Source organism: Leptolyngbya sp. ST-U4, assembly GCF_039962215.1.
GTDB lineage: Bacteria > Cyanobacteriota > Cyanobacteriia > Elainellales > Elainellaceae > Leptolyngbya_A.
In genome coordinates this window covers 172,884-192,511 of sequence record NZ_JAMPKZ010000005.1, presented here as the reverse complement: position 1 = coordinate 192,511, position 19,628 = coordinate 172,884, and the positions used below count along the sequence as shown (strand labels likewise).

Genomic DNA, 19,628 nt, shown 5'->3' with positions numbered 1-19,628 from the left:
CCCAATCCAGCTTAGCCACCAAACGCCATTGGGAACGCCAGCTTTAGCCCAGCCGTAAGCAGCAGGTTCACTAGCGAAACAGGCAGCAGAAACTTCCAGCCCAGGTCAAGGAGTTGGTCAATTCGCACACGGGGAACTGTCCAGCGCAGCAAAATTGCCAGGAAGATCAGCAGATACGCCTTGAAAACGGTCATCACAATGCCCAGCGTCCCAGTCAGAACTTGCAGCCAAGGAGTCGTTTCGCTGACGCCGATCCAGTTTGCTAACACCCCAACCGGGATAATGAACTCCCAGCCGCCTAGATACAGCACCGCAAACAGCAGAGCCGATAGCACTAAGTTGACGTAAGACCCCAGGTAAAACAGCCCAAACTTCATGCCTGCATACTCGGTCTGATATCCGGCAACCAGTTCTTCTTCGGCTTCGGGCAGGTCAAAGGGCAATCGCTCACACTCTGCCAGTGCTGCAATCCAGAAGATAATGAAGCCAAGCGGCTGCCGCCAGACGTTCCAGCCGAGAATCCCGTAGCCCGCCTGCTGCTGCACAATGTCGATTGTGCTAAGCGAATTCGACATCAGCACCACTGCCAGCACCGACAGCGCCAGAGGCAGTTCATAGCTAATTGATTGCGCGGCCGCCCGCAGCCCACCCAACAGTGAGTATTTGTTATTGGAGGCGTAGCCTGCCATCAGTAGACCGATCGGCGCAATGCTCGACAGCGATATCCAGAGAAAAATGCCAATTCCCAAATCGGTGATTTGCAGGTTTTGTCCGAAGGGCACGATCAAAAAGGAGAGGAAGACGGGAACCACCACCAGCACAGGTCCAAGCGTGAAGAGAATCGAGTCAGACCTGGAGGGGATGATGTCTTCTTTCACCAGCAGTTTCAGACCGTCTGCGACTGGAATCAACATTCCAAACGGACCCGCAAACTCAGGACCAATTCGCTGTTGGGCGGCGGCGGAAATTTTTCGTTCTAGCCAGGTGGTGACAAGGACGCCAAATGTGGCACCAACTAACAGCAGGATCGACGGCAGGGGAATCCACAGCAGCTTGGCAATACTGGGAGACAAACCGAAATCCGTGGTTAGCTGGATAAAACTTGCTTGCAAATCAATTCCTGAACTCATGGGCTTCGCTAATTGCTACGAATAGGGCAACTACAGCTAATTTAGTCGGCTAGACCGGGCTTCTCTCGATACGACAACCCGTGATGCAGCAGCCTCCACTGTTCCAAAGGGAAACATCGCCAACTTCATGAAGATTTTTCGCAAAACCTACAGCTTCAGTATATCGCTGTGAGGATATGGAAATTGAAGCGCGATCGAGAAGAATACCTATGGCTAGGATAAGCTTGCCTTAATACGTTTTGTGCGTTGTCCCCCGACCCACCTAGACAGAATCAATTATTTACGCCATGATTGTCGCTAAATTTTGCCGGACTTGGTTATGATGTGCTGGCAGGATGCTGCCGCAATTTTTCTAAAAGTGCAAAAAACCAAGTGCAAAAAACCTGAAGGTGCAAAAAATGCTGTCACCTGCCTGTATGGGGTAAAGAGTGGGGTAAAGAACTGTGCAGATTCCAAAGTTTCCTGAATGCAATCACGCGATCGTCACTTCCCTGGAGCACCACAGCGATCAAGAACTGCTGGTTTTGTTTCAGCGACACCCCGACGCCGGGAAATATTTTTTGGCAATCTTTTGCCGCTACAGCCCGATCGTCTATTCTCTGATCCATCACTCGGTTCGATCGCCTGCCCAAGCAGATTATCTGTTTGCCATTACCTGGCGACATCTTTATTACGAACTGGGTGGTTTGAACTTGCACTTCCAAAACTCCCCCGAAGCCGAAAACCCGACGCTGCAAAGCTGGCTAATTCAGGTTACGGCAATTTGCATTAATCGTGTTGAGCTGCCGCCTGTAGAGTCGATCCAATATTCCCTGCGGGAAGCCTCGCCCCCGCTTTGGTGCTTTGTGGAGCAGGCATTAGAACAGCTTCAGCCCGCCCAGCGACTCATGCTGCTGCTGTCGCAGACTTTTCACTGGAGCGAAACTCGGATTGCCGCCTACCTGCAAGCAGAAGGACAAATTATTGCTCCGGCTGAAGTGCGGCGACAGATTGAGGAAAGCCATCAAATTCTGGAAGCGGCGTTACCTCAAGATATTGCTGCGGTTTACCTGGATCGGCTGCCTGCTTCAGACCGAGCAGGTGAATTTGACAAGACCGCCGATTTGCCCCTCAGTCCTGCTTCCTGAAACCTGTTTCCTGGAACGTACCGCCTGTTTCACACGAAACCTGTCACAAAAACACAAAAAAGTAAATGTCCCAGGCTACCGCACGATCGCGATACTGGGACACTGAGGAATACGACATACAACGTTTGAATTCTTTCTCTGAATTTTAATCTTCCTCAAGCTGGGCCACGGTGACCGCCCCCAGCGCAAAAGCACCTACAAGCGGCATCGGGCATTGCAACCAATAGCTCGCGATCGATGCAAGTAGTGTAGCTCCAACGGCGATCGAGCACCAGCGTCGCTCATCCGGGCTAAACCCATGCTGCTGTTTTAGAGTGCGAAGCGTTTGACTTGGGATCGGCAGCGGCATCACCCCAAAAGGCGGGAACGCCCAATATTCGTTCCGATCCACCACAAATAGGTCAGTCCAACCGTTTTCCTTGCACCAGTTTTCGATCCAGCTATAGCAGTAGTGCCGCATAAGGACAATGAAAAATTTCTTGCAATAGGGGCAGGGGACACCGACAGTCATAGAGACAGCAGATTTGCTAATTAAAACTTATGGACTGAACGCAGGAAGCGTCACGAGTTCGCAAAAATCGCTTAGCCTCTATTAAAGACATAAGGTATTAAAGACATAAGGCTTATTTATGCAGGCTAACAGAGTCTATCGGAGAGCAGGACAAAACGGCAATTAAAGTTTACTTAGTGGGCAGGAACAGACTAAATTAATCAACGGAAGCCAGCAGGGTTAATTCATCTGCTCTTTTAACCTTTTATGAAGCAATTTCTCTCACGTCAGAGGCGATTTCTCCCGCGAAATCCCGTTCAGCACGATTTCGTGATTTGCCTGGGAATCTGGTTGATTCTCCAAATCGTTTGCTTTGCGATCGTGTCTGCAATTTCAGTTACCCCAGTAGCAATTCAGCCTCAGAAATTATTTGTGCTGAGTATTTTGCTTGGGCTTGGCGGTGCCTGTTTGATGGCAAGTAGTACTCAGATTGCCCTAACCCCGACCACCCCTGGCACTCCCCGAAAGCGAAAGCGAAGGCTGAAGCTTACATCTCAAGTATTAAGCTGGCTAGGACTATTAGGAATTGCCTTTCCGCTGCTGATCCTTGTCTTCCAGATCGCGCTGAAAATTCTTGCTCCGCTCCAAGCGTAGACGGGTTGCCAGAAGAGACTGCATTGAGCGGTCAACCTCTGGTCAACCCAGGGTCAACTCCCAATGATTAGCACCATGCCTTCTCGGGCAAGCTGCACATCAGGAAATTGAGCCTGAATCGATGCCTCGATTTGAGCCAGGACAGAGTCATCATGTCCAGGATCATAGTGAAACAGAACAACTTGTTTGACCTGTACTGCGATCGCAACCTGAATTCCTGCTGTCCAGAGCTTGATCTGCTGCTCGTCGAGCCGATCGGCAAAACGGTTTTCTGGGGTCTGCTGAGGCAAGGTAGTATAGTCTGAGCCTGCTACATCAAAAATCAGCAAATCGGCTTCCTGTGCCAGGTATTGTAAGCTCTGCTCAATATGCTCGCAGTCGGGTTCAATATCGGTTGCGTAGACCACGGTACGCCCTCTCCAGGTCACGCGATAGCCTAAGCCACCCGTCGAGCGGTTGATAAATAGGGACTCGACCTGAATTTCTTTGTCGATCGAGATGACTTGACCGGGCGAGATGTCGTGAAACCGCAGTTCCGATCGCATCATTTGCAGCGGAATCGAAAAATTAGGACGAAGCATCTGATCAGAAAGCCGTTGCTTGATCGATGCCCCATTCTGCGCGACTGCTCCGTATATCTCAAAGCCGTTGCCTTCCAGATAGGCGGGCTGAAAAAAAGGAAACCCCTGAATCCTATCCCAGTGGGTGTGCGTAAAAAAGAGATGCGCCCGAACTGGCATCTCCTGAAGAATTTGTTTGCCTAAAACGCGCAGCCCCGTACCTCCATCAAAAATCAGCCGCTCTTGACCTACTCTTAGCTCTACACAGGCAGTGTTGCCGCCATAGCCGACCATGTCATTTCCTGGTGTAGGCACTTCGCCTCGCACACCCCAAAACCGTACCGTTAACGCTTCGGCACTACTGGGCTGTTTGCTATCGAGCGGCTGTAACGTGCGACGATCAGACGGATCAACGACTGACATTGCAGGTGAGGGTTCAGTAATTTCGTGGGCGAGTCATTCAATTCTAGATTTTTAAGACAAAAATCCAGAGGCAAGAGCGGTAGTAGGGCAGCCTGTAGGCTACCTCCTCCAGAGTATGCCCTCGATCGCCTCTGATACTTCAATTGCTTGCTAAAACACCCTGGAAAAAAATAATCCGCTGAAATCGCGCCGTAAATCGAATGATTAGTACAGTTTGAAAATTGGCTTATCTAGATCAAAAACAGCTCAGCCGCCCAACAGTTAGAAGGACGACCGAGCATCAATCCGGTGCGTGGTGCGCTGCGACGATCTAGACCCAATTCTACGCCAGCACATTCCACGGTTAATCAATGTCTACCTGCTTAAAGGTCTACCCAATTCAAGCCTACTTTGCTGCCTGAATACACTGCTCGACGAGCGGCATCACCTGGTCAACGTCTTTCCAGCCCAGGATTTCTGTCACTTTCTTCTCCAAATTTTTGTAGGTTCTAAAGAATTCAGCAACCTCGTCTAGCCGATGGGGTGCAACATCTTTGAGCGATTTGATTCCAGCATAGCGGGGGTCTTTATCGGGCACGCAGAGGATCTTCTCATCGCGATCGCCACCGTCAATCATTTCCAGCATTCCGATCGGACGCGCCGCAATAATACAGCCCGGAAAAGTTGGCTGATCCATCATCACCATACCGTCGAGCGGGTCGCCATCGTCTGCCAGAGTATTGGGCACAAAGCCATAGTCAAAGGGGTACTGTACCGAGGCATAGAGGACGCGATCGAGCGCGAAGGCATTCAGATCTTTGTCAAATTCGTACTTGTTCTTGCTGCCACCCGGAATTTCGATCAAAATGTTGAGCAGTCCAGGCTTGGGCTGAGGGGGAATGCGCGATAAATCCACAGCGTATCTCCAAATCGACGGGTACAGAGACATTCCACTTTTCCGGCAGTTCGTATTGAGCTCCGGGAAAGCGCAAAAGTCCCTCGATAGCATTGTAGGGGAGAAGGGGATTCCGCAATCATCAGGATCTCCCCTAGGGGATCTCTAGGAGATTTACACGAGCGATTTGCCCAGCCGCTTCACTGCCTGTCCGAGCAGGCGAATGCAAGCTGTCGCTAACGCAAAGCATAAACTCTGGTGAACCCTATTTGCTCTCTACCGTCATGGGTGGCGATTGTAAGCTCTGAGCATTGACGGAGGAGAAATAAGCAATGGTCACAATCGGGGTGAGAAGGGTCAGGAGCGCGATGAGCGTACCAGCAACATCTGCAACTCGCAAAGCCGCTCGTCCCGGAGGTTCACTTGCTTGACTACCAGATTCCATAAAAAAAGTGAGAAAGTTAATGGGCAAACAGATCAATTGGCGGATGACTATAAACTAGCCCAACTCAAAGGTTGAGTGGAGCACTGCTAAATACAATTTTAAACATTGGAGCAAAATTTGCTATACTCCTGTGCGCTGAGACATCATCCTGAGAAACTCCAAAGGCAAACCATCCGAATCCGCAATAAAGGCAACTTCGTACACCCGATCGCCAATTATTTGCTGGGTCGGTTCTAGCAAAACCTGGAGCGGCTGAAGCTGATCGGAATCACACACTGCTTTGTCAAACTGGCCTTTCAAGTGGTCGAGCCAGACCGGGAGGTCATCGGTCAACCCAGTCAGGTCAAACGACAGGTGATAGTAGCCTGTGTAATGCTCGTCGCCAAACGCATCCGCCGCCGGACGAGGTTGGGGAACTTGCAGCAGCTCGATTCGACCGCCTAAACCCTGCATCCAGCAGGCAAGCGTGATTCCTGCTGTGAACCGTTCACAGACCTCAAAGCCAAGCTGCTCGTAGAAGGCGATCGCCCGATAGATATTTGCCGTGCGAATCGAGGCATGGTGCATAGGGCAAGATTCGTAGAATCCTACTCAAACAGACGGAAGTAGGGATAACGGACAGGCGCGCCGGGTTCCTTTTCCAGGTCGAAGTTAATCACGTCCCAACAGGGTTCTTCTGCCGGATCGGGACTGAATTCGACGGGCAACCCATAGAGACGCGGACGGGGCGCATCCGGCTGACCACGCCAAGGGGTGCTGCGCTCCAAGTAAGTGCTAATTAAATCTTTATAGCGACGGGCAATAATAACGCGAGTGGCGCGATAGCCCTGCGTGTAGAGGCGATCGAGTGCCTCATGAATTTCAAAGCGAATGCCGTCAGGGTGGGTATGCTGGCGATACCATTCGTTGTTCCACTGCCGCCAGTGCCGTCCAGACTGGAGATGAACCAGCTCGTTCGTTTTGGGATTGGCTTCAAACGCGCCATGTCGCTGACAGAGATAAGTATCCGTCAGCGTAAGTGCCGGAATCGTTTGCCGACAGTGGGGACACTGAATTTCGGGACCGAAAATTGGATATTGTAAAGCTGTATTCATCATTTGGGGTATGCGACTAGGACGGGCAGTTTGAGCCGATTCTAGTGGCTCTATTATACTCCCTGTATTCTCAGAGGTTTGTTGAGAGGGGGGACGAGTGAGCAATTCTGATGATTTTCAGGGAAGTCCATCAATCTGGGATATCCCTGACCTGTCTCAAGCCGCCTTTATTGCTCCTAATGCTACCGTAATGGGTCGCGTTGAACTTCATCCTGGAGTCAGTATTTGGTATGGGGCAGTCGTGCGAGGAGACGTAGAGCAAATTTCGATCGGGCGATCGACCAACATTCAAGACGGCGCAATCTTACACGGTGATCCGGGTGAACCGACCGTTCTGGAGGAGTTTGTCACGATCGGACATCGAGCTGTGGTTCACAGTGCCTACATTGAGCGCGGCTGTTTGATTGGCATTGGAGCGATCGTGCTGGATCGGGTACGCGTGGGGGCAGGCAGCATTATCGGTGCTGGATCGGTGGTAACCAAAGATGTTCCACCGCGATCGCTGGTTGTGGGCATACCGGGAAAAGTGCTGCGCGAAGTGTCCGAAACCGAAGCAAAAGACTTGATTGAACACGCCCGCAAATATGAGAAACTGGCACTGGTTCACGCAGGTCGAGGAACAGATTTAGGATTTTGTTAAGTTAGGTCTGGAAAATTAAGCCGATTGACCGCAAAATAGATCTCATCATGAGAGATTTTTGATAAATCTTTAGGGAGGACTTTCGATATGGATTGGCGTGTAGTAGTTGTTCTGGCTCCGGTGCTGATTGCAGGTAGCTGGGCTGCCTTTAATATCGGTGCGGCTGCCCTGAAGCAGGTACGTACCTTCCTGGGTCGGGAAGCATAGGCATTTCCTTTCAATAAAATCAGCACAGCAAATAGCCGATCGTCTTTGAGGAAGCAATTCCAAAGGGCGATCGGTTTGTTGTAGCTTATCGGTTATAAAAGAACACCCGCATCGGTTCGCTTTCCCCTTTTTAAGGAAGGCTAGGAAGGATCTCCCAGGAACTCTCAACTCTCATCTGTTCCCTTGCGCACATCCTCCTGAAAGTCGTCTCAAATCGACAACGGGCTATCCGTCACCGTGCAGGCTAACTTCCTCGATCTCAGCTACGGTTGGGAAAGGATGAGTTGAAGCGCGGTCTGATTCTCGCTGGCAGCGTAAGGCAAAGGCGCAGGTTTGACAGGGGTTTTTCGCTTCGATTTGGGGCAGCAGTTCCCCTCGATCGTATGCCGCCAGCCATTGAGCCAAATGATCAAGCCAGTGAAGTAAGTCTTTCTGAGTGCGGCGATGTTGGGCGATCGAGTAAGCGTAATTCAGTGACTGGGGTTGAGGCGTTTCAAAGTCGCCTGCCTGCACGTACCAATAGGTCATCGAAAGCCGATCGGGGGGATAGTGGCTAGTTTCTGCCAGCACAAATAGATAGAGGCGGGTCTGCCAGTGCTGCTCCAGACAACGGGCATTTTGCGGGCGCGGATAGGTTTTCCAGTCGAGGATTTGAGCGCGATCGTCTTCCAGAATTAGCAGATCGTAAATGACGGTCAGCAGGTAATCGGAAAGCTGGAGGGTGCGGCGATGTTCGCTCAGGCGCAGGATTTCTGGACGATGATCAAATAGCTCAGGGGCAGCCTGCCGGAATGCTTCGATCGATCGCTGCATTGCCTGTTCGCTTATTTTAGGGGTTGCTTGAGGCAAAGGCTTTAAGGTCAGCCCCATTTGATCCTGCTGCATTAGCAGGTGAAACTGATTTCCCCAGGTCAGTCGCTCCTGCTCTTCAGGGGTAGGCGGAAAGCCAAGCTGATCGAGATAGAGATGCTGAAATTTGCGCGGGCAGGTTGAGAGCGTCTGAAGCTGTCCTTGCGATAGGCGCAAATAAGTTCTTTCCTGTACTTCTAGCTCGATTTCTGACTCCATTGCTGGCTCCTGTCTGGAAGAGGAGAATTTGGCTTAGACTCAGGCATGCGGCGGGTCGTGACTACAAGGACTTCTATTTCGCCTTGGTCAGTACAAATACATTACCTTCATTTCCGCGCCCAATCCGCAAATCCTCATCCAGATAAGTAATTTCGAGCCAGCCTTTTTGGTCCTGCTGGTTAATCTGAAAGTCGATCGCCGGAAATTTTTGCCCTGCTTCGACTTGCTGAATAAAAGCTTCGGGAGATTGATAGTTAACCAAGCGTTGGAGTCCCAGGATCGATCGCTCAAAGTTGACCTTCACCCGACGCTGCGACTGCGGCTCAAACCGGGCAGCAACGCTGACAAAGCCTTCTAGGTAAGGCAGGCCGTAGATTTCGGCGATGTTGTAGATCTGGGCAGTACTGGCGCGAATGTACTGATAGATCTGCCCCAGCTTGAAAAAAGGAATCAGGTCGATTCGCAGTAGCTCCTGGCTAGTGGTGTAGAGCAGTCGCCAGTTGCCGTCGAGCAGGTCGAGTGCCTGGAGCGGTTCGGGGGTGGGGTTGCGGTCTTCGAGCTGAGCGATCGCTGCCAAAATTGCCTGCTGATCGTTTGCCGTTGCCAGAATGCCGCGGTTTTTTCCGGCGATCGTTTCCAGGAGGGTCGCTTTGCCAAACATACAGATTCCTCCGCACCTTACACTAGGAAATGAAACGCTGAGAACTTTTGAGCTTGCGTCGTTCGGTCGTATTGCCCCAATCAGGGCAAAAATCATGCTTTCGATAGTGGATTCTCTGATTGACCCACGGTGAGATTTAAGCTACCACTATCCTGTAAGTCGGGATAGCGATCGAAGTAAGTTTCAGGCGGATTTCATTCTTAGGGGTGACCTGAAGTGTGAAATCTGGTGGAACCTCATCCGGGTCTCTACTCGTCGCGTTTAAGCGTCCGACTGCGTTAAGCTCTGCTTCTGAGCAAATGGTTCAGTTTATTTAGTAATTTAATTGGTGGTTTCTGGTATGCGTAATCCAGCATTGCACGAAGTTCCGCGCGATCAGCCCGCTCCGGTGATTCCCCTCCAGCGAGATGCCTCGATTCTCGACTGGCTGGAAAGTTCAGGTCGGTTGCTGTCTCGCGATGGGTCTGACTACGATTACCGCGACGATGAAGAAGAAATCAACGCGCTCATGGCAGGTGAGGACAATTCCTTTGACCTAGATGACGACGATGACGATGTGCTTGACCTCGACGACTAACCTTCATATAGTCTTCACAGGAGAAAGATAAAGTTTTCTATCTTTTTCCTGAGGAATTATGTCTTTCAGGTGTGTTTTCGGTAAAAGAATGCAGAGATACGAGGTATCTTGAATTCCGAAGCAGCGTCAGGGAGTGTGGTGTGAATCTGGATTGGACATTGCTTGAGTAAAAACTCCTGACTTTGTTTCCGAAAATTGGCGAGACGCTGCGGTAGTGTGTGGTGTGGAGTGATTCAAACTGTGGACGCGAAATTAATTCCAGATAGACCACTGGGTCTTGGAGGCTATCGAACCTTTTTAACGCTTTGTTCAGGGCTGGGTGCAGCTGCGCTCATTCTAGATAGCGTTGCGGAGCGAGCATTTTTAGCGAAGGACAGCCTGATTCTGCCGCTGGTGGTTTCGATGCTGGTAGCAGGTGCGCTGGGCTACTGGGTTGTTCCTTTGCTGCGTGCCCTAAAAGCAGGGCAAATTATTCGTCAGGAAGGTCCGCAGGCGCATCTGAAGAAAGCGGGTACGCCGACCATGGGCGGTCTGTTTTTTGTTCCGGCTGCGGTGCTGCTGGCTCTCGTCTGGACAGGATTTCAGCCAAATGTGGTGGCAGTCTCAGCTCTGACGCTGGCTTATGCGGCGATCGGCTGGTACGACGACTGGCAAATTCTCAGCAAGAAATCGAATAAAGGCATTTCTCCCCGGATGAAGCTGGCACTGCAAGTCGGTTTTGGCGGGCTATTTTGTTTGTGGGCAGCCTTGACCCAGCCTGCAACGATCACGACTCTGACACTGCCCCTGGGTTTCATGCTGCCACTGGGACTGCTGTTCTTTCCGCTCGCCTGGTTTGTGCTGGTGGCAGAAAGCAACGCGACTAATCTAACGGACGGCTTAGATGGACTCGCAGGCGGAACAGGCTCGATCGCCCTTCTAGGATTGGCAGCCCTGGTTGCGCCTAACTCGCCGGAGCTAGCAACCTTCTGCGTCTGTTTGAGCGGCGGTTGTCTGGGTTTCCTGGTGCATAATCACCATCCGGCACGAGTGTTTATGGGTGATACAGGATCGCTGGCTCTGGGCGGTGCCCTGGCAGCAGTGGCAATCCTGACGCAATCACTGTTTGGGTTGTTCCTGCTCAGCGGGGTCTTTTTTGCAGAGACGCTCTCAGTGATTGCGCAAGTAAGCTATTACAAGGCAACCAAAGACGCAAACGGAATTGGCAAGCGGCTACTGAAAATGTCTCCGCTGCACCATCACTTTGAGCTGTCGGGCTGGACGGAAACCCAGGTTGTGGGTCGGTTTTATCTGGCGGGTGCGGTGCTGGCGATCGTCAGTTTGCTGATGCTCCAGTAATTTGCCAGTTTCATCATCAAGCTATTTCACATATTTCAGAGGTGATCCAGTTTCCTGCGGGGGCTGGATTTTTTAATCGTAGGGGTAGCTCTGGCTAAATTCCCTCTAAATCTCTTTTAATTTTGAGCAAGCGACTTTGAAAGTGGCGTTTCCTGGAAACTTGGGAAAATGGATTAAAAGCTAGTTTTGGGTGCAGGAGATCTGATGGCTACGGGAGAAAATCAATTTGAAGGACAAACGGGCTGGAGCGGCTACCATCCTGACAAAGACCAGCTTCGGGCAGAAATTTGGGCAAGGCTAAAGCAGCAGGGCATCTGTCGGCGTGACCCCACTGGACATATTCCGAATTTTATGGGGGCGAGCGAAGCAGCAGAACAGCTTGCAGGTTTATCTGCTTGGCAGCAGGCAAAGGTAATCAAGTGCAATCCCGATGCACCCCATATCCCGGTCAGGCAGCGGGCACTGGAGGAAGGCAAGCGGCTTTATATGGCAGTTCCACGTCTTACGAACCGTCGCTGTTTTGTGGAGCTAACCGCAGAGGCACTGCAAGCTCGTGGGGTTGATCTGGCGGAGGCTGCGATCGCGCGAAATGCTTTGAAATGCGGAAAGTATGTCAGCTTTGACGAAATGGAGCCGATCGATCTCGTGGTAGTAGGCTGTGTTGCCGTGACGCGATCGGGGGGACGCACGGGAAAAGGAGCAGGGTTTGCCGATCTGGAACTCGCAATGCTGAAACGATTTAACCGGGTTCAGGACAGTACACCGATCGTCACGACGGTTCACTCGCTACAAATTGTTGAGAACGATCGGTTGCCCATGCAGCCCCACGATTGGGCAGTGAATTGGATTGTGACACCCGAAGGAGCGATCGAAACTCATGCTGCTTTCCCGCGCCCAGCCGGGTTAGTGTGGGATAGCATTCGTCCTGAACAGTACAAAAAAATCCCCATCCTGGGGCAGCTCCGTGCAGAAGAATGAGGAGATGAGGAGCAATCGAGTAACAGCGAACAGCTAAAGCAACTCGAAATTAAACCAAATTAAACCGGTTCCCGCAGACGGCTTGCTTCTTCCAGACCAGGAGTGCTAAAGAGTGCATTATGCACCCGCCCTGCCAGAATCGCACCCACGATCGGAGCCAGCCAGAACAACCACACCTGACTGAACAGCTCTGCACCTGCAAAAAGAGCAACGCCCGTGCTGCGTGCCGGGTTCACCGAAGTATTCGTCACCGGGATGCTGATCAGGTGAATCAAGGTCAAGCACAAACCGATCGCGATCGGAGCAAACCCTTGAGGCGCACGCTCATCGGTGACGCCTAGAATCACCATCAGGAAAATGAAGGTCAGCAGCACTTCAATCAGCAAACAGGACAGCAGACTGTAGCCACCCGGAGAATGCTCACCAAATCCATTCGTCGCTAGCGGATTGGAACCTGTGAGCGCAAAGTTTGGCGCACCGCTAGCAATCAGGTAAATCAAGCCTCCAGCAACGCTTGCACCCAGCACTTGAGCCACGATGTAGGGCAGCAGTTCAGAACCGGGGAATCGCTTGCCTGCCCACAAGCCAAAGGAAACTGCTGGATTCAGGTGACAGCCCGAAATGTGCCCGATCGCATAAGCCATCGTCAGCATGGTTAAACCAAAGGCAAGGGAAACCCCAGCAAAGCCAATTCCAAGCGGAAACGGCACATTATTGCCGAGGTCAGCTCCCGTAAAAGTGGCAGCAAAAACGGCACTGCCGCACCCGCCAAACACGAGCCAGAAAGTGCCAATAAATTCAGCAATACAGCGTTTTGTAAGCGTCATTTCATCTTCTCCGGGATTACGTTTTCTCCCGGATTAAAAGTAACGCAAATTTATGAGTCTAGGAAAACGGGTTACCTGAACGATTATTTAGGGCTTATTTCGTTTGTTTTATTAAGGCAACAACCGGTTTACATCAGCCACAGGTAGAACGACTACTGCTACAGGAGGATGTTACAAACAACGAGTCAAGAGGCAGGTTGTGAGTATGGCTCGTTTGACTTGTCCCGTAACTATTTAAACTAGATTCAGAGTTAGCTCACTGTTATCGATCGCTTCTATCGATCGCAGTGTTTCGTTGGTGCAGGCGTAAAAGGTTATGTCGCAAGTCGTGCAGCAATCAAATCATTTCCCTTTAGAGTCTTCCGCTGACCCGGCTGATTGGGTCTGGCGGTTTTGGTGGACCGTGCCGCTTTATCCCTATCGGCGGCGGCGCACCCTTCGCAAAGAAATTGTGAAAGACACAGTCTGGACGTTTGACCAGATTCAGGGAATCATTTACGTCGCGGTGCCTATTCGGATGACGATCGTGCGTTTAGCGGCAGGTGGATTGCTGGTGTATGCTCCGGTTGCGCCGACCAGGGAATGTATTCGCTTGGTGAGAGAGCTTGAGGCACAGCACGGCGCGGTGAAATACATCATTCTGCCGACCGTCTCTGGCTTGGAACATAAGGTATTTGTGGGACCGTTTGCGCGTTACTTTCCCGATGCTCAGATTTACGTTGCGCCCAATCAGTGGAGCTTTCCGGTCAATTTGCCCCTGAGCTGGCTCGGCTTTCCCGTCAGGCGAACGCACATTCTGTCTGCAAATCCGGCAGACGTTCCCTTTACCGATGAGTTTGACTATGCGCTGCTGCATGTGCCGCTAAAAGAGCGATCGTTTGGCGAAGTGGCATTGCACCATCGGGCAACAGGTACGCTTTTGGTCGCAGATTCGGTATTGTCGATTCCCAACGACCCGCCGGATATGGTGCAGCTTGATCCCTATCCACTTTTATTTCATGCCAGAGATAACGGGTTCGATCGCGTGACGGACAGCGAAGCGACAAGACAAAAAGGCTGGCATCGCGTTTGCCTGTTTGCCTTCTACTTTCGTCCGAGCGCACTGGAAACGGTTCCCTTAGGTCGGGCATGGCGTGAAGCACAGCAGGCAGAGGATCGATCGCGCAAAGCCTTGTTTGGTCTGTTCCCCTTCGCCTGGCAAGCAGACTGGGAGCGATCGTTTGAGGCACTCCGGGGAGAAGGACGCTTATTTGTCGCGCCGATTTTGCAAACGCTGATCCTCAACCGTGCTCCACAGGAAACCCTTGCCTGGGTTGATCAAATTGCCCAATGGGATTTTCAGCAGATTATTCCCTGTCATTTTGATGCACCGATCGCCGCCACTCCCCAGGAATTTCGTCAGGCATTTGCCTTTCTCGATCCCCAACCGCATCAGGGCGGACTGCTGCCAGAAGATTTTGAGTTTCTGAAGGAGCTAGAAGAAGGACTGGTGCAGCTTGGGATTACGCCTCCGGCAAAGATTTAGCTGTACCTACGGGCAAGAGGAGTTGCGATCGTCCCTCACTATCACTCTTCAGCGTAATCGTAATCACCTGTGCCTCGATCAAGTGGCTGTTTTGTGGAAGAGTGCCTGTTCCAGGGTTCATCACATAGGCGGGAAAACAGGCGGCACTGAGGCTGAGTCGCAGCGAGTTTCCACCGGCAATGCGGGCACAGACGGGCTGGAGGGCGATGCGATGGGAGGTCGCGGGGGATGAAATTCGCAGATAGCCCTGAGTCAGGTTGAAAGCGGAGCCGTTGGGTTTGATTTCGGAGAGGACGGCGCAAAGATCAAAACTGGGGGTGTTGGCAGTCGCGCAGATCTCGACAAAGATTTCCCCGGCGAAGTGTAGATCTTCGGTGAGTGGATCAGTCGTGTAGGTCAGCACATCCGATCGTCCGTCAATTGCACTGCGATCGAAGCTGCCGGCGGGAAATGCGGCGTGTCCGCCTAGAGAAGGAACAGGTCGCCAGGGGTCGTGAATCAGCGTATCGGGTAGAAGAGAATTAGGGGAATCGATTGACAGCTTGCCTTCCTGCTCAGACATGGCGGCGAGTCCGGTGGTTTGCAGGTAGAAAGTTTGGGGATTGGAGGTGGGAAAGCGATCGAACTTGCGCCACTGATTGCTGCCCAGCTCAAACCAGGTAATCGGAGGTTCTTCCAGTAACCCGGTGTCGATGCCTTTGAGGAAGTGATCAAACCAGCGAATTTGCAGGCGATCGATCGGGCTGTGTGCCGCTTCGCCAAAATCAACTGCGCCCCCTTTGCGGCTCCAGGGGAGGTGTGCCCACGGTCCGATGATGAGGTGCTGGGGCAAATCGGTTTGCGCGATCATCGTTTGATAAAGCTTGATCGTGCCGCGCAGGTGGGTGTCAAACCAGCCGCCAATATGCAGCATCGGCAGATCGACCTCGTGTAAGTAGGTACAGGGCGATCGTTTCTGCCAGTATTCCGCTTCGGGGTTCGATTCGTGCAGCCAGGGGTGATAGTGACAGTCGGGCGCCAACTGCTCCAAAATGCCCGATCGGGGACAGACCGGATTGTAAATCGGTGGATTGCGTGCCGCGCTGTAGAGCGTTAGAAAAGCTTCCTCGTTGCCCTGTCGCCGCACGGTCTCTGAGGCAAGCTGAATCCCCCAGCCCAGGTTGAGCTGATAGCAAAACGCGCCGCCTTCATAGGCCCAGTCTGCATATAGGTCAGAGGCTGCCATGCTGGGACAGATTGTTTTTAGCACAGGTGGACGCTTTGCCGCCGCAAAAAGCTGGGTCATGCCCTGATAGGAGAAGCCATACATCCCCACCTGTCCGGAACTTTGGGGTAAGCCCGCCGCCCACTGCACCGTTTCGTAACCGTCCTCAATTTCGTTGGCGAACAGATCAAACTCGCCCTCTGAAGAACCGCGCCCCCGCACATCCTGAATCACCACAATGTAGCCCTGTGCCGCATACCAGGACGGATGAGCATAAACCACCGTGGAGGCGATCGATCGTCCATAGGGCTGACGCATCAGCAGCACCGGAAACGACTCATCGCTGTCGGGGTAATACACATCTGCATCGAGTCTAACCCGATTGCTAGTTTGCATCGACAGGGTTTGTTTATGACGAACTGAGTAGAGCATGAGTTTTTCTACTTAACATTCCGGTTCATCTGCCGCTAGTGACCTTGCGTTCTCAAATTCCTAACTCAATAAGCTTTCTAAAAGCGTCCTGAGGGAGAACATCTGCTTACATAAGATCGGGAATTCCTGCAGCCGCTCGATGGAAACACTATGCTGCGAAACGACAGCTTTTTTGTTTGAAATACGCTACTTCTGTTCAGCAACAGCAACATACGCACCAAGCCCAATCATGGTGCAGCCTGAAGTAATGCGCTGACCTTGCCTGAACCTATAGCTTGTTCGCAATTTCTGCCCAATCGATCCTGCAAATGTAGCAACAACAATATCAACAGTAAGATTCAAAAAATCTGTAATTAGACCTAAAAATAAAAACTGAGTTAAAACGTTTCCATTTGCAACATGAATAAATTGAGGAATAAACGCAAGAAAAAACAATGCTGTTTTAGGATTGAGAACCTCGGTCATTACGCCCTGGTAAAATGCACTTTCGCGGCGTTTTGGCTGTACTACTGCATTAGTATTGATTGATAAGGCATCGTGACTCAAAAGAGTTCGTAGTCCTAAGTAAATGAGATAAGCTGCTCCCACATACTTCACAATTGTGAATGCAACAGCAGAAGTCATCAGCAGGCTAGAAATACCGATCGCAGCAGCAACAACATGAACGAGTCCGCCTACAAATAGACCGAGAGCAGACAAAATTCCCTCAGATCTACCCCCATTGAGGCTACGCATCAGGGTATAAAGAATACCCGGTCCTGGAGTAATGCTGAGAATGAAAGCGGCTGTCAGGAAGAGACCAAAGGTAGCAAGATCAGGCATAGCAAACTCCACTCGTGTTATTCCTTCTCCTTTTACATTCTAGGCAACTGTCACAGCCCGTAAATTAAGCAGCATCACTACCCTTTCACCAACTCATTCTGCTTACCCCACCGGGGGAACTGCTTCGCTTCGCCGCAAAACCGCCATATCCTGATCGTCTAGCTCGACCGGGATGCCGCTCCGAATGAGTTCAGCAAAGTCTTCGTTGGGAACCATAATGCATAGAGCATAGAGCCGATCGCTTCCCGTATTCTCAATTACATGGGTTCCGGTGGGGGGAACGAGGAGACTATCGCCTGCCTGAATCGGAACGGTTTTGCCGTCGCAGGTTGCCGCGCCTTCGCCCTTGAGCACAAAAAACATTTCGACTGCGAGCTGATGGCGATTGGGTGGCGTTTTTCCGCCCACGTCAAAGATTTCGACACAGTAGGTTAGCGACATATTCGCGCTGGAGGGGTCAAAGACGATCGCCAGTCGATTCGTATCTTGGGGACTGATGCGAAAAGCCTGATAGTCCTTCGGCGTTTTGATCAGCGGAATGATGCAGGAGGAGTCCATAGGTAATTACCCGTTGGGGAACTGCAAAGCACAGGTCAGGGGAAGGGCAAATATCACACTCAAACAGCACTTACAGGGCACTCAGTAAAGCCGCAGAATCAGCCACAAAGCCAAAACACTGGTTCACATTGTAAAAAGTCGCTTTCAGGCAATAGTCTGGCGAAGTGGTGGCAGTGCAGTCGCGCAGCAGGATGCAGTCGTAGCCCAGGAAATTCGCGTCAAGCAACGTTGCCAGCACACATTGATCGGCATTCACGCCGCTAAAGAATAACGTAGTTCTGCCCAGGTTTCGCAGAATACTGTCTAAAGGCGTATCCCAGAAGCCGCTCATGCGGTATTTATCGACGGAGATGTCTTCCGATTCCTGAATTAGCTCATCAACGACCGCCGCCGCCCAACTTCCTTTTTGCAGCACGGGCGCACCGTTTTTTGGAAGTCCATCGCCTAAGCCGATGCCTTCTCCGGTCGGATTATAGACGTGACGCAGCCCTGCACTGATGTTGAGCAAATCGGGACGGTTGCCCCAGTTAAGCCAGACGATTGGCACCGCCGCAGATCGCAGTTCGGGGATCAGGGTTTTCAGCGGGGCGATCGGCTCACGAGCCGGAGTCACATCCACACCAATATGCGCTAACCAGCCATCAGGATGGCAAAAGTCGTTTTGCATATCGACCACAATCAGCGCAGCTTTTGAGAGATCGAGGCGCAGGGTTTTGCTATCGGTGGGCAGCTCGATCGGGCGCGGGGGAATCAGCGGACGAGTGATATCGGCGACTTGAGCATCGACTGCCCAGGCATTGGGGGGCACACCCAGCGATCGAAGAGGACGATTCATAGGCAAAGGGTTAGAGGGGCAAGCGAGTTGATGACACCTCAAATCTTATGCTGTGGTAATCGAAATGAAGCGATCGATTCCGTATCGTGAGGTACGAATGAATCAAATCACTGCATTAAGTTTTGCCCTGGGCCAAGCTACTAGAGAGACTTCACCAGGGAATCATCCACCAGAGAAGCGGCATCAATGGGTTTGGAAATCAAGCCAAGTTGAGTAATAATCTGCTCTCCCGATTGCAGGCTTTTCACCAAACTATAGGGGCTGGACAGATTCATTGGGCCTTCCTGGTTGCCTTTCACATCAAAGATGCGGATGCCCGATAACTGCGGCGGAATCTCAGCAGCCGTAATGCCCAGCTTTTTGGCGCAAATCTGATTGGCTTCTTCAGGGTTGGTTTTGGCAAAGGCAAGTGCTTTGTCAATCGCCCGCATGTATTTCAAGATATCGTCACGACGGGAGGCGATCGTTTCTGCGCTTGCCGCCAAACCATTTGGAATAACGTTAGTGTCTTTCGAGGTGAACAAAATTTGCCCGTTCGCTTCCTCGACTGTCTTGCTTAGCCACGGTTCATAAGTGGTTGCTGCATCAACCCTGCCAGCCGCAAACGCCGTCGCTGCATCACTCGCCGAGAGCGACACCACTTCCACATCTTTTTCGCTGAGTCCCGCCTGCTTCAGATAGCTACCGAGAAAAATCTTGGCGTAGGGCGCATCTTCACGAGCGACTTTCTTACCGCGCAGATCTGCCGCACGATTGATATTGCGTCCCAGAATGCCGTCTGCGCCATTCGAGTAGTCCGAAATCATCAGAATTTTCAGTGTGGGGGCCTGCGCCACCAGCGTCATCAAATCGGGCACACCGACCCAGGCAAGATCAACCTTTCCGGCAGCAAGCGCAGTATTCGTATCCGTCGCCACCTGAAAGTATTCCTCATTGACCGTTACCCCTTCGGCACTGAAGAAATCTTTGTCCAGCGCAATGTATTGTCCCAGAAAACCCGCCCAGGGCTGCACCCCAATAGTTAGGGGTTTGCTTGCCGCATTTTCACCTGCACCCGTCCCTACCGAAGGCTGAGCATTGCAGGCAGCCAGAAAATTGGGCAATGCCGCACCTGCCGAAAAAAAGCTGATCCACTTCAGGAAATTTCTTCTTTGCATTG

General features: G+C 51.7%; 23 protein-coding genes. 8 read left to right on the top strand and 15 right to left on the bottom strand.

All coding sequences use genetic code 11. From position 1 onward, the window contains the following. Positions 1 to 11: 11 nt before the first annotated feature. Positions 12 to 1,130 carry an NADH-quinone oxidoreductase subunit NuoH gene (gene nuoH, locus NDA02_RS11325; RefSeq protein WP_190793994.1) on the bottom strand — a complete coding sequence of 373 codons (1,119 nt, stop codon included), beginning with the start codon at positions 1,128 to 1,130 and terminating at the stop codon, positions 12 to 14. 443 nt (positions 1,131 to 1,573) lie between these two features. Here nuoH and NDA02_RS11320 point away from each other — a divergent pair, with 443 nt between their 5' ends. Beyond that, the gene (locus NDA02_RS11320) at positions 1,574 to 2,257 is read left to right on the top strand and encodes a sigma-70 family RNA polymerase sigma factor (protein WP_190793993.1); all 684 of its coding nucleotides are present in this window, start codon (positions 1,574 to 1,576) and stop codon (positions 2,255 to 2,257) included. A gap of 145 nt (positions 2,258 to 2,402) precedes the next feature. Here NDA02_RS11320 and NDA02_RS11315 read toward each other — a convergent pair whose 3' ends face one another. After that, on the bottom strand, positions 2,403 to 2,717 hold the full coding sequence (locus tag NDA02_RS11315; RefSeq protein ID WP_190793992.1) for a hypothetical protein: 315 nt from the start codon (positions 2,715 to 2,717) through the stop codon (positions 2,403 to 2,405). A 297-nt stretch (positions 2,718 to 3,014) separates the two neighbouring features. Between NDA02_RS11315 and NDA02_RS11310 the strand changes: the two genes are divergently transcribed. Further along, positions 3,015 to 3,401: a hypothetical protein gene (locus tag NDA02_RS11310; protein ID WP_190793991.1), complete on the top strand. Its 387-nt coding sequence runs from the start codon at positions 3,015 to 3,017 to the stop codon at positions 3,399 to 3,401. A 53-nt stretch (positions 3,402 to 3,454) separates the two neighbouring features. On the opposite strand, the gene NDA02_RS11305 is transcribed toward NDA02_RS11310, so the two are convergent. From NDA02_RS11305 to NDA02_RS11285, 5 genes are all read right to left on the bottom strand, one after another. Further along, positions 3,455 to 4,384 carry an MBL fold metallo-hydrolase gene (locus NDA02_RS11305; RefSeq protein WP_348254985.1) on the bottom strand — a complete coding sequence of 310 codons (930 nt, stop codon included), beginning with the start codon at positions 4,382 to 4,384 and terminating at the stop codon, positions 3,455 to 3,457. Positions 4,385 to 4,769: 385 nt separating this feature from the next. Then, on the bottom strand, positions 4,770 to 5,279 hold the full coding sequence (locus NDA02_RS11300) for an inorganic diphosphatase (RefSeq protein ID WP_190794002.1): 510 nt from the start codon (positions 5,277 to 5,279) through the stop codon (positions 4,770 to 4,772). Positions 5,280 to 5,523: 244 nt separating this feature from the next. Next, positions 5,524 to 5,703 (bottom strand): hypothetical protein, encoded by a 180-nt coding sequence (locus NDA02_RS11295; protein WP_190793989.1) that lies wholly within the window; start codon positions 5,701 to 5,703, stop codon positions 5,524 to 5,526. 120 nt (positions 5,704 to 5,823) lie between these two features. Continuing rightward, complete coding sequence (locus NDA02_RS11290; RefSeq protein ID WP_190793988.1) at positions 5,824 to 6,270, bottom strand: VOC family protein; 447 nt, start codon at positions 6,268 to 6,270, stop codon at positions 5,824 to 5,826. A gap of 20 nt (positions 6,271 to 6,290) precedes the next feature. Further along, positions 6,291 to 6,800 carry a TIGR02652 family protein gene (locus NDA02_RS11285; RefSeq protein ID WP_190793987.1) on the bottom strand — a complete coding sequence of 170 codons (510 nt, stop codon included), beginning with the start codon at positions 6,798 to 6,800 and terminating at the stop codon, positions 6,291 to 6,293. Positions 6,801 to 6,894: 94 nt separating this feature from the next. Here NDA02_RS11285 and NDA02_RS11280 point away from each other — a divergent pair, with 94 nt between their 5' ends. Both NDA02_RS11280 and NDA02_RS11275 read left to right on the top strand, forming a co-directional pair. Continuing rightward, a complete protein-coding gene (locus tag NDA02_RS11280; protein WP_347277916.1) occupies positions 6,895 to 7,437 on the top strand; it encodes a gamma carbonic anhydrase family protein in 543 nt (180 codons plus the stop codon). A gap of 87 nt (positions 7,438 to 7,524) precedes the next feature. Next, the gene (locus NDA02_RS11275) at positions 7,525 to 7,644 is read left to right on the top strand and encodes a photosystem II protein Y (protein ID WP_190793986.1); all 120 of its coding nucleotides are present in this window, start codon (positions 7,525 to 7,527) and stop codon (positions 7,642 to 7,644) included. Between the two features lie 225 nt (positions 7,645 to 7,869). Here the strand turns inward: NDA02_RS11275 and NDA02_RS11270 are convergent, their stop codons facing one another. Together NDA02_RS11270 and NDA02_RS11265 are read right to left on the bottom strand one after the other, a co-directional pair. Then, positions 7,870 to 8,712: a PD-(D/E)XK nuclease family protein gene (locus tag NDA02_RS11270; protein ID WP_348254983.1), complete on the bottom strand. Its 843-nt coding sequence runs from the start codon at positions 8,710 to 8,712 to the stop codon at positions 7,870 to 7,872. Positions 8,713 to 8,785: 73 nt separating this feature from the next. Further along, positions 8,786 to 9,373, bottom strand: a complete 588-nt coding sequence (locus NDA02_RS11265) for a PAP/fibrillin family protein (protein WP_190793984.1) — start codon at positions 9,371 to 9,373, stop codon at positions 8,786 to 8,788. A 340-nt stretch (positions 9,374 to 9,713) separates the two neighbouring features. Between NDA02_RS11265 and NDA02_RS11260 the strand changes: the two genes are divergently transcribed. The 3 genes from NDA02_RS11260 to NDA02_RS11250 all read left to right on the top strand — a co-directional run bounded on the left by NDA02_RS11260 (position 9,714) and on the right by NDA02_RS11250 (position 12,266). Continuing rightward, positions 9,714 to 9,950 (top strand): DUF3134 domain-containing protein, encoded by a 237-nt coding sequence (locus NDA02_RS11260; protein ID WP_190793983.1) that lies wholly within the window; start codon positions 9,714 to 9,716, stop codon positions 9,948 to 9,950. Between the two features lie 240 nt (positions 9,951 to 10,190). Then, the gene (gene mraY, locus NDA02_RS11255) at positions 10,191 to 11,288 is read left to right on the top strand and encodes a phospho-N-acetylmuramoyl-pentapeptide-transferase (protein WP_190793982.1); all 1,098 of its coding nucleotides are present in this window, start codon (positions 10,191 to 10,193) and stop codon (positions 11,286 to 11,288) included. Between the two features lie 204 nt (positions 11,289 to 11,492). After that, complete coding sequence (locus NDA02_RS11250) at positions 11,493 to 12,266, top strand: 5-formyltetrahydrofolate cyclo-ligase (protein ID WP_190793981.1); 774 nt, start codon at positions 11,493 to 11,495, stop codon at positions 12,264 to 12,266. 59 nt (positions 12,267 to 12,325) lie between these two features. On the opposite strand, the gene aqpZ is transcribed toward NDA02_RS11250, so the two are convergent. Then, complete coding sequence (aqpZ, locus tag NDA02_RS11245; protein ID WP_190793980.1) at positions 12,326 to 13,093, bottom strand: aquaporin Z; 768 nt, start codon at positions 13,091 to 13,093, stop codon at positions 12,326 to 12,328. Positions 13,094 to 13,409: 316 nt separating this feature from the next. Here aqpZ and NDA02_RS11240 point away from each other — a divergent pair, with 316 nt between their 5' ends. Beyond that, the gene (locus NDA02_RS11240) at positions 13,410 to 14,618 is read left to right on the top strand and encodes a DUF4336 domain-containing protein (protein ID WP_190793979.1); all 1,209 of its coding nucleotides are present in this window, start codon (positions 13,410 to 13,412) and stop codon (positions 14,616 to 14,618) included. Here NDA02_RS11240 and NDA02_RS11235 read toward each other — a convergent pair. The 5 genes from NDA02_RS11235 to NDA02_RS11215 form a co-directional block, all read right to left on the bottom strand. Then, positions 14,596 to 16,254, bottom strand: a complete 1,659-nt coding sequence (locus tag NDA02_RS11235; protein ID WP_199296787.1) for a CocE/NonD family hydrolase — start codon at positions 16,252 to 16,254, stop codon at positions 14,596 to 14,598. The genes NDA02_RS11240 and NDA02_RS11235 overlap by 23 nt on opposite strands. A gap of 186 nt (positions 16,255 to 16,440) precedes the next feature. Further along, entirely contained in the window at positions 16,441 to 17,076 is a 636-nt protein-coding gene (locus NDA02_RS11230) for a LysE family translocator (protein WP_190793978.1), read from the bottom strand. A gap of 102 nt (positions 17,077 to 17,178) precedes the next feature. Continuing rightward, on the bottom strand, positions 17,179 to 17,634 hold the full coding sequence (locus tag NDA02_RS11225) for a cupin domain-containing protein (protein WP_190793977.1): 456 nt from the start codon (positions 17,632 to 17,634) through the stop codon (positions 17,179 to 17,181). 70 nt (positions 17,635 to 17,704) lie between these two features. Further along, a complete protein-coding gene (locus NDA02_RS11220; protein WP_348254980.1) occupies positions 17,705 to 18,469 on the bottom strand; it encodes an isochorismatase family cysteine hydrolase in 765 nt (254 codons plus the stop codon). Between the two features lie 140 nt (positions 18,470 to 18,609). Further along, positions 18,610 to 19,626 carry an ABC transporter substrate-binding protein gene (locus NDA02_RS11215; protein WP_190793975.1) on the bottom strand — a complete coding sequence of 339 codons (1,017 nt, stop codon included), beginning with the start codon at positions 19,624 to 19,626 and terminating at the stop codon, positions 18,610 to 18,612. Between the last annotated feature and the right edge of the window lie 2 nt (positions 19,627 to 19,628).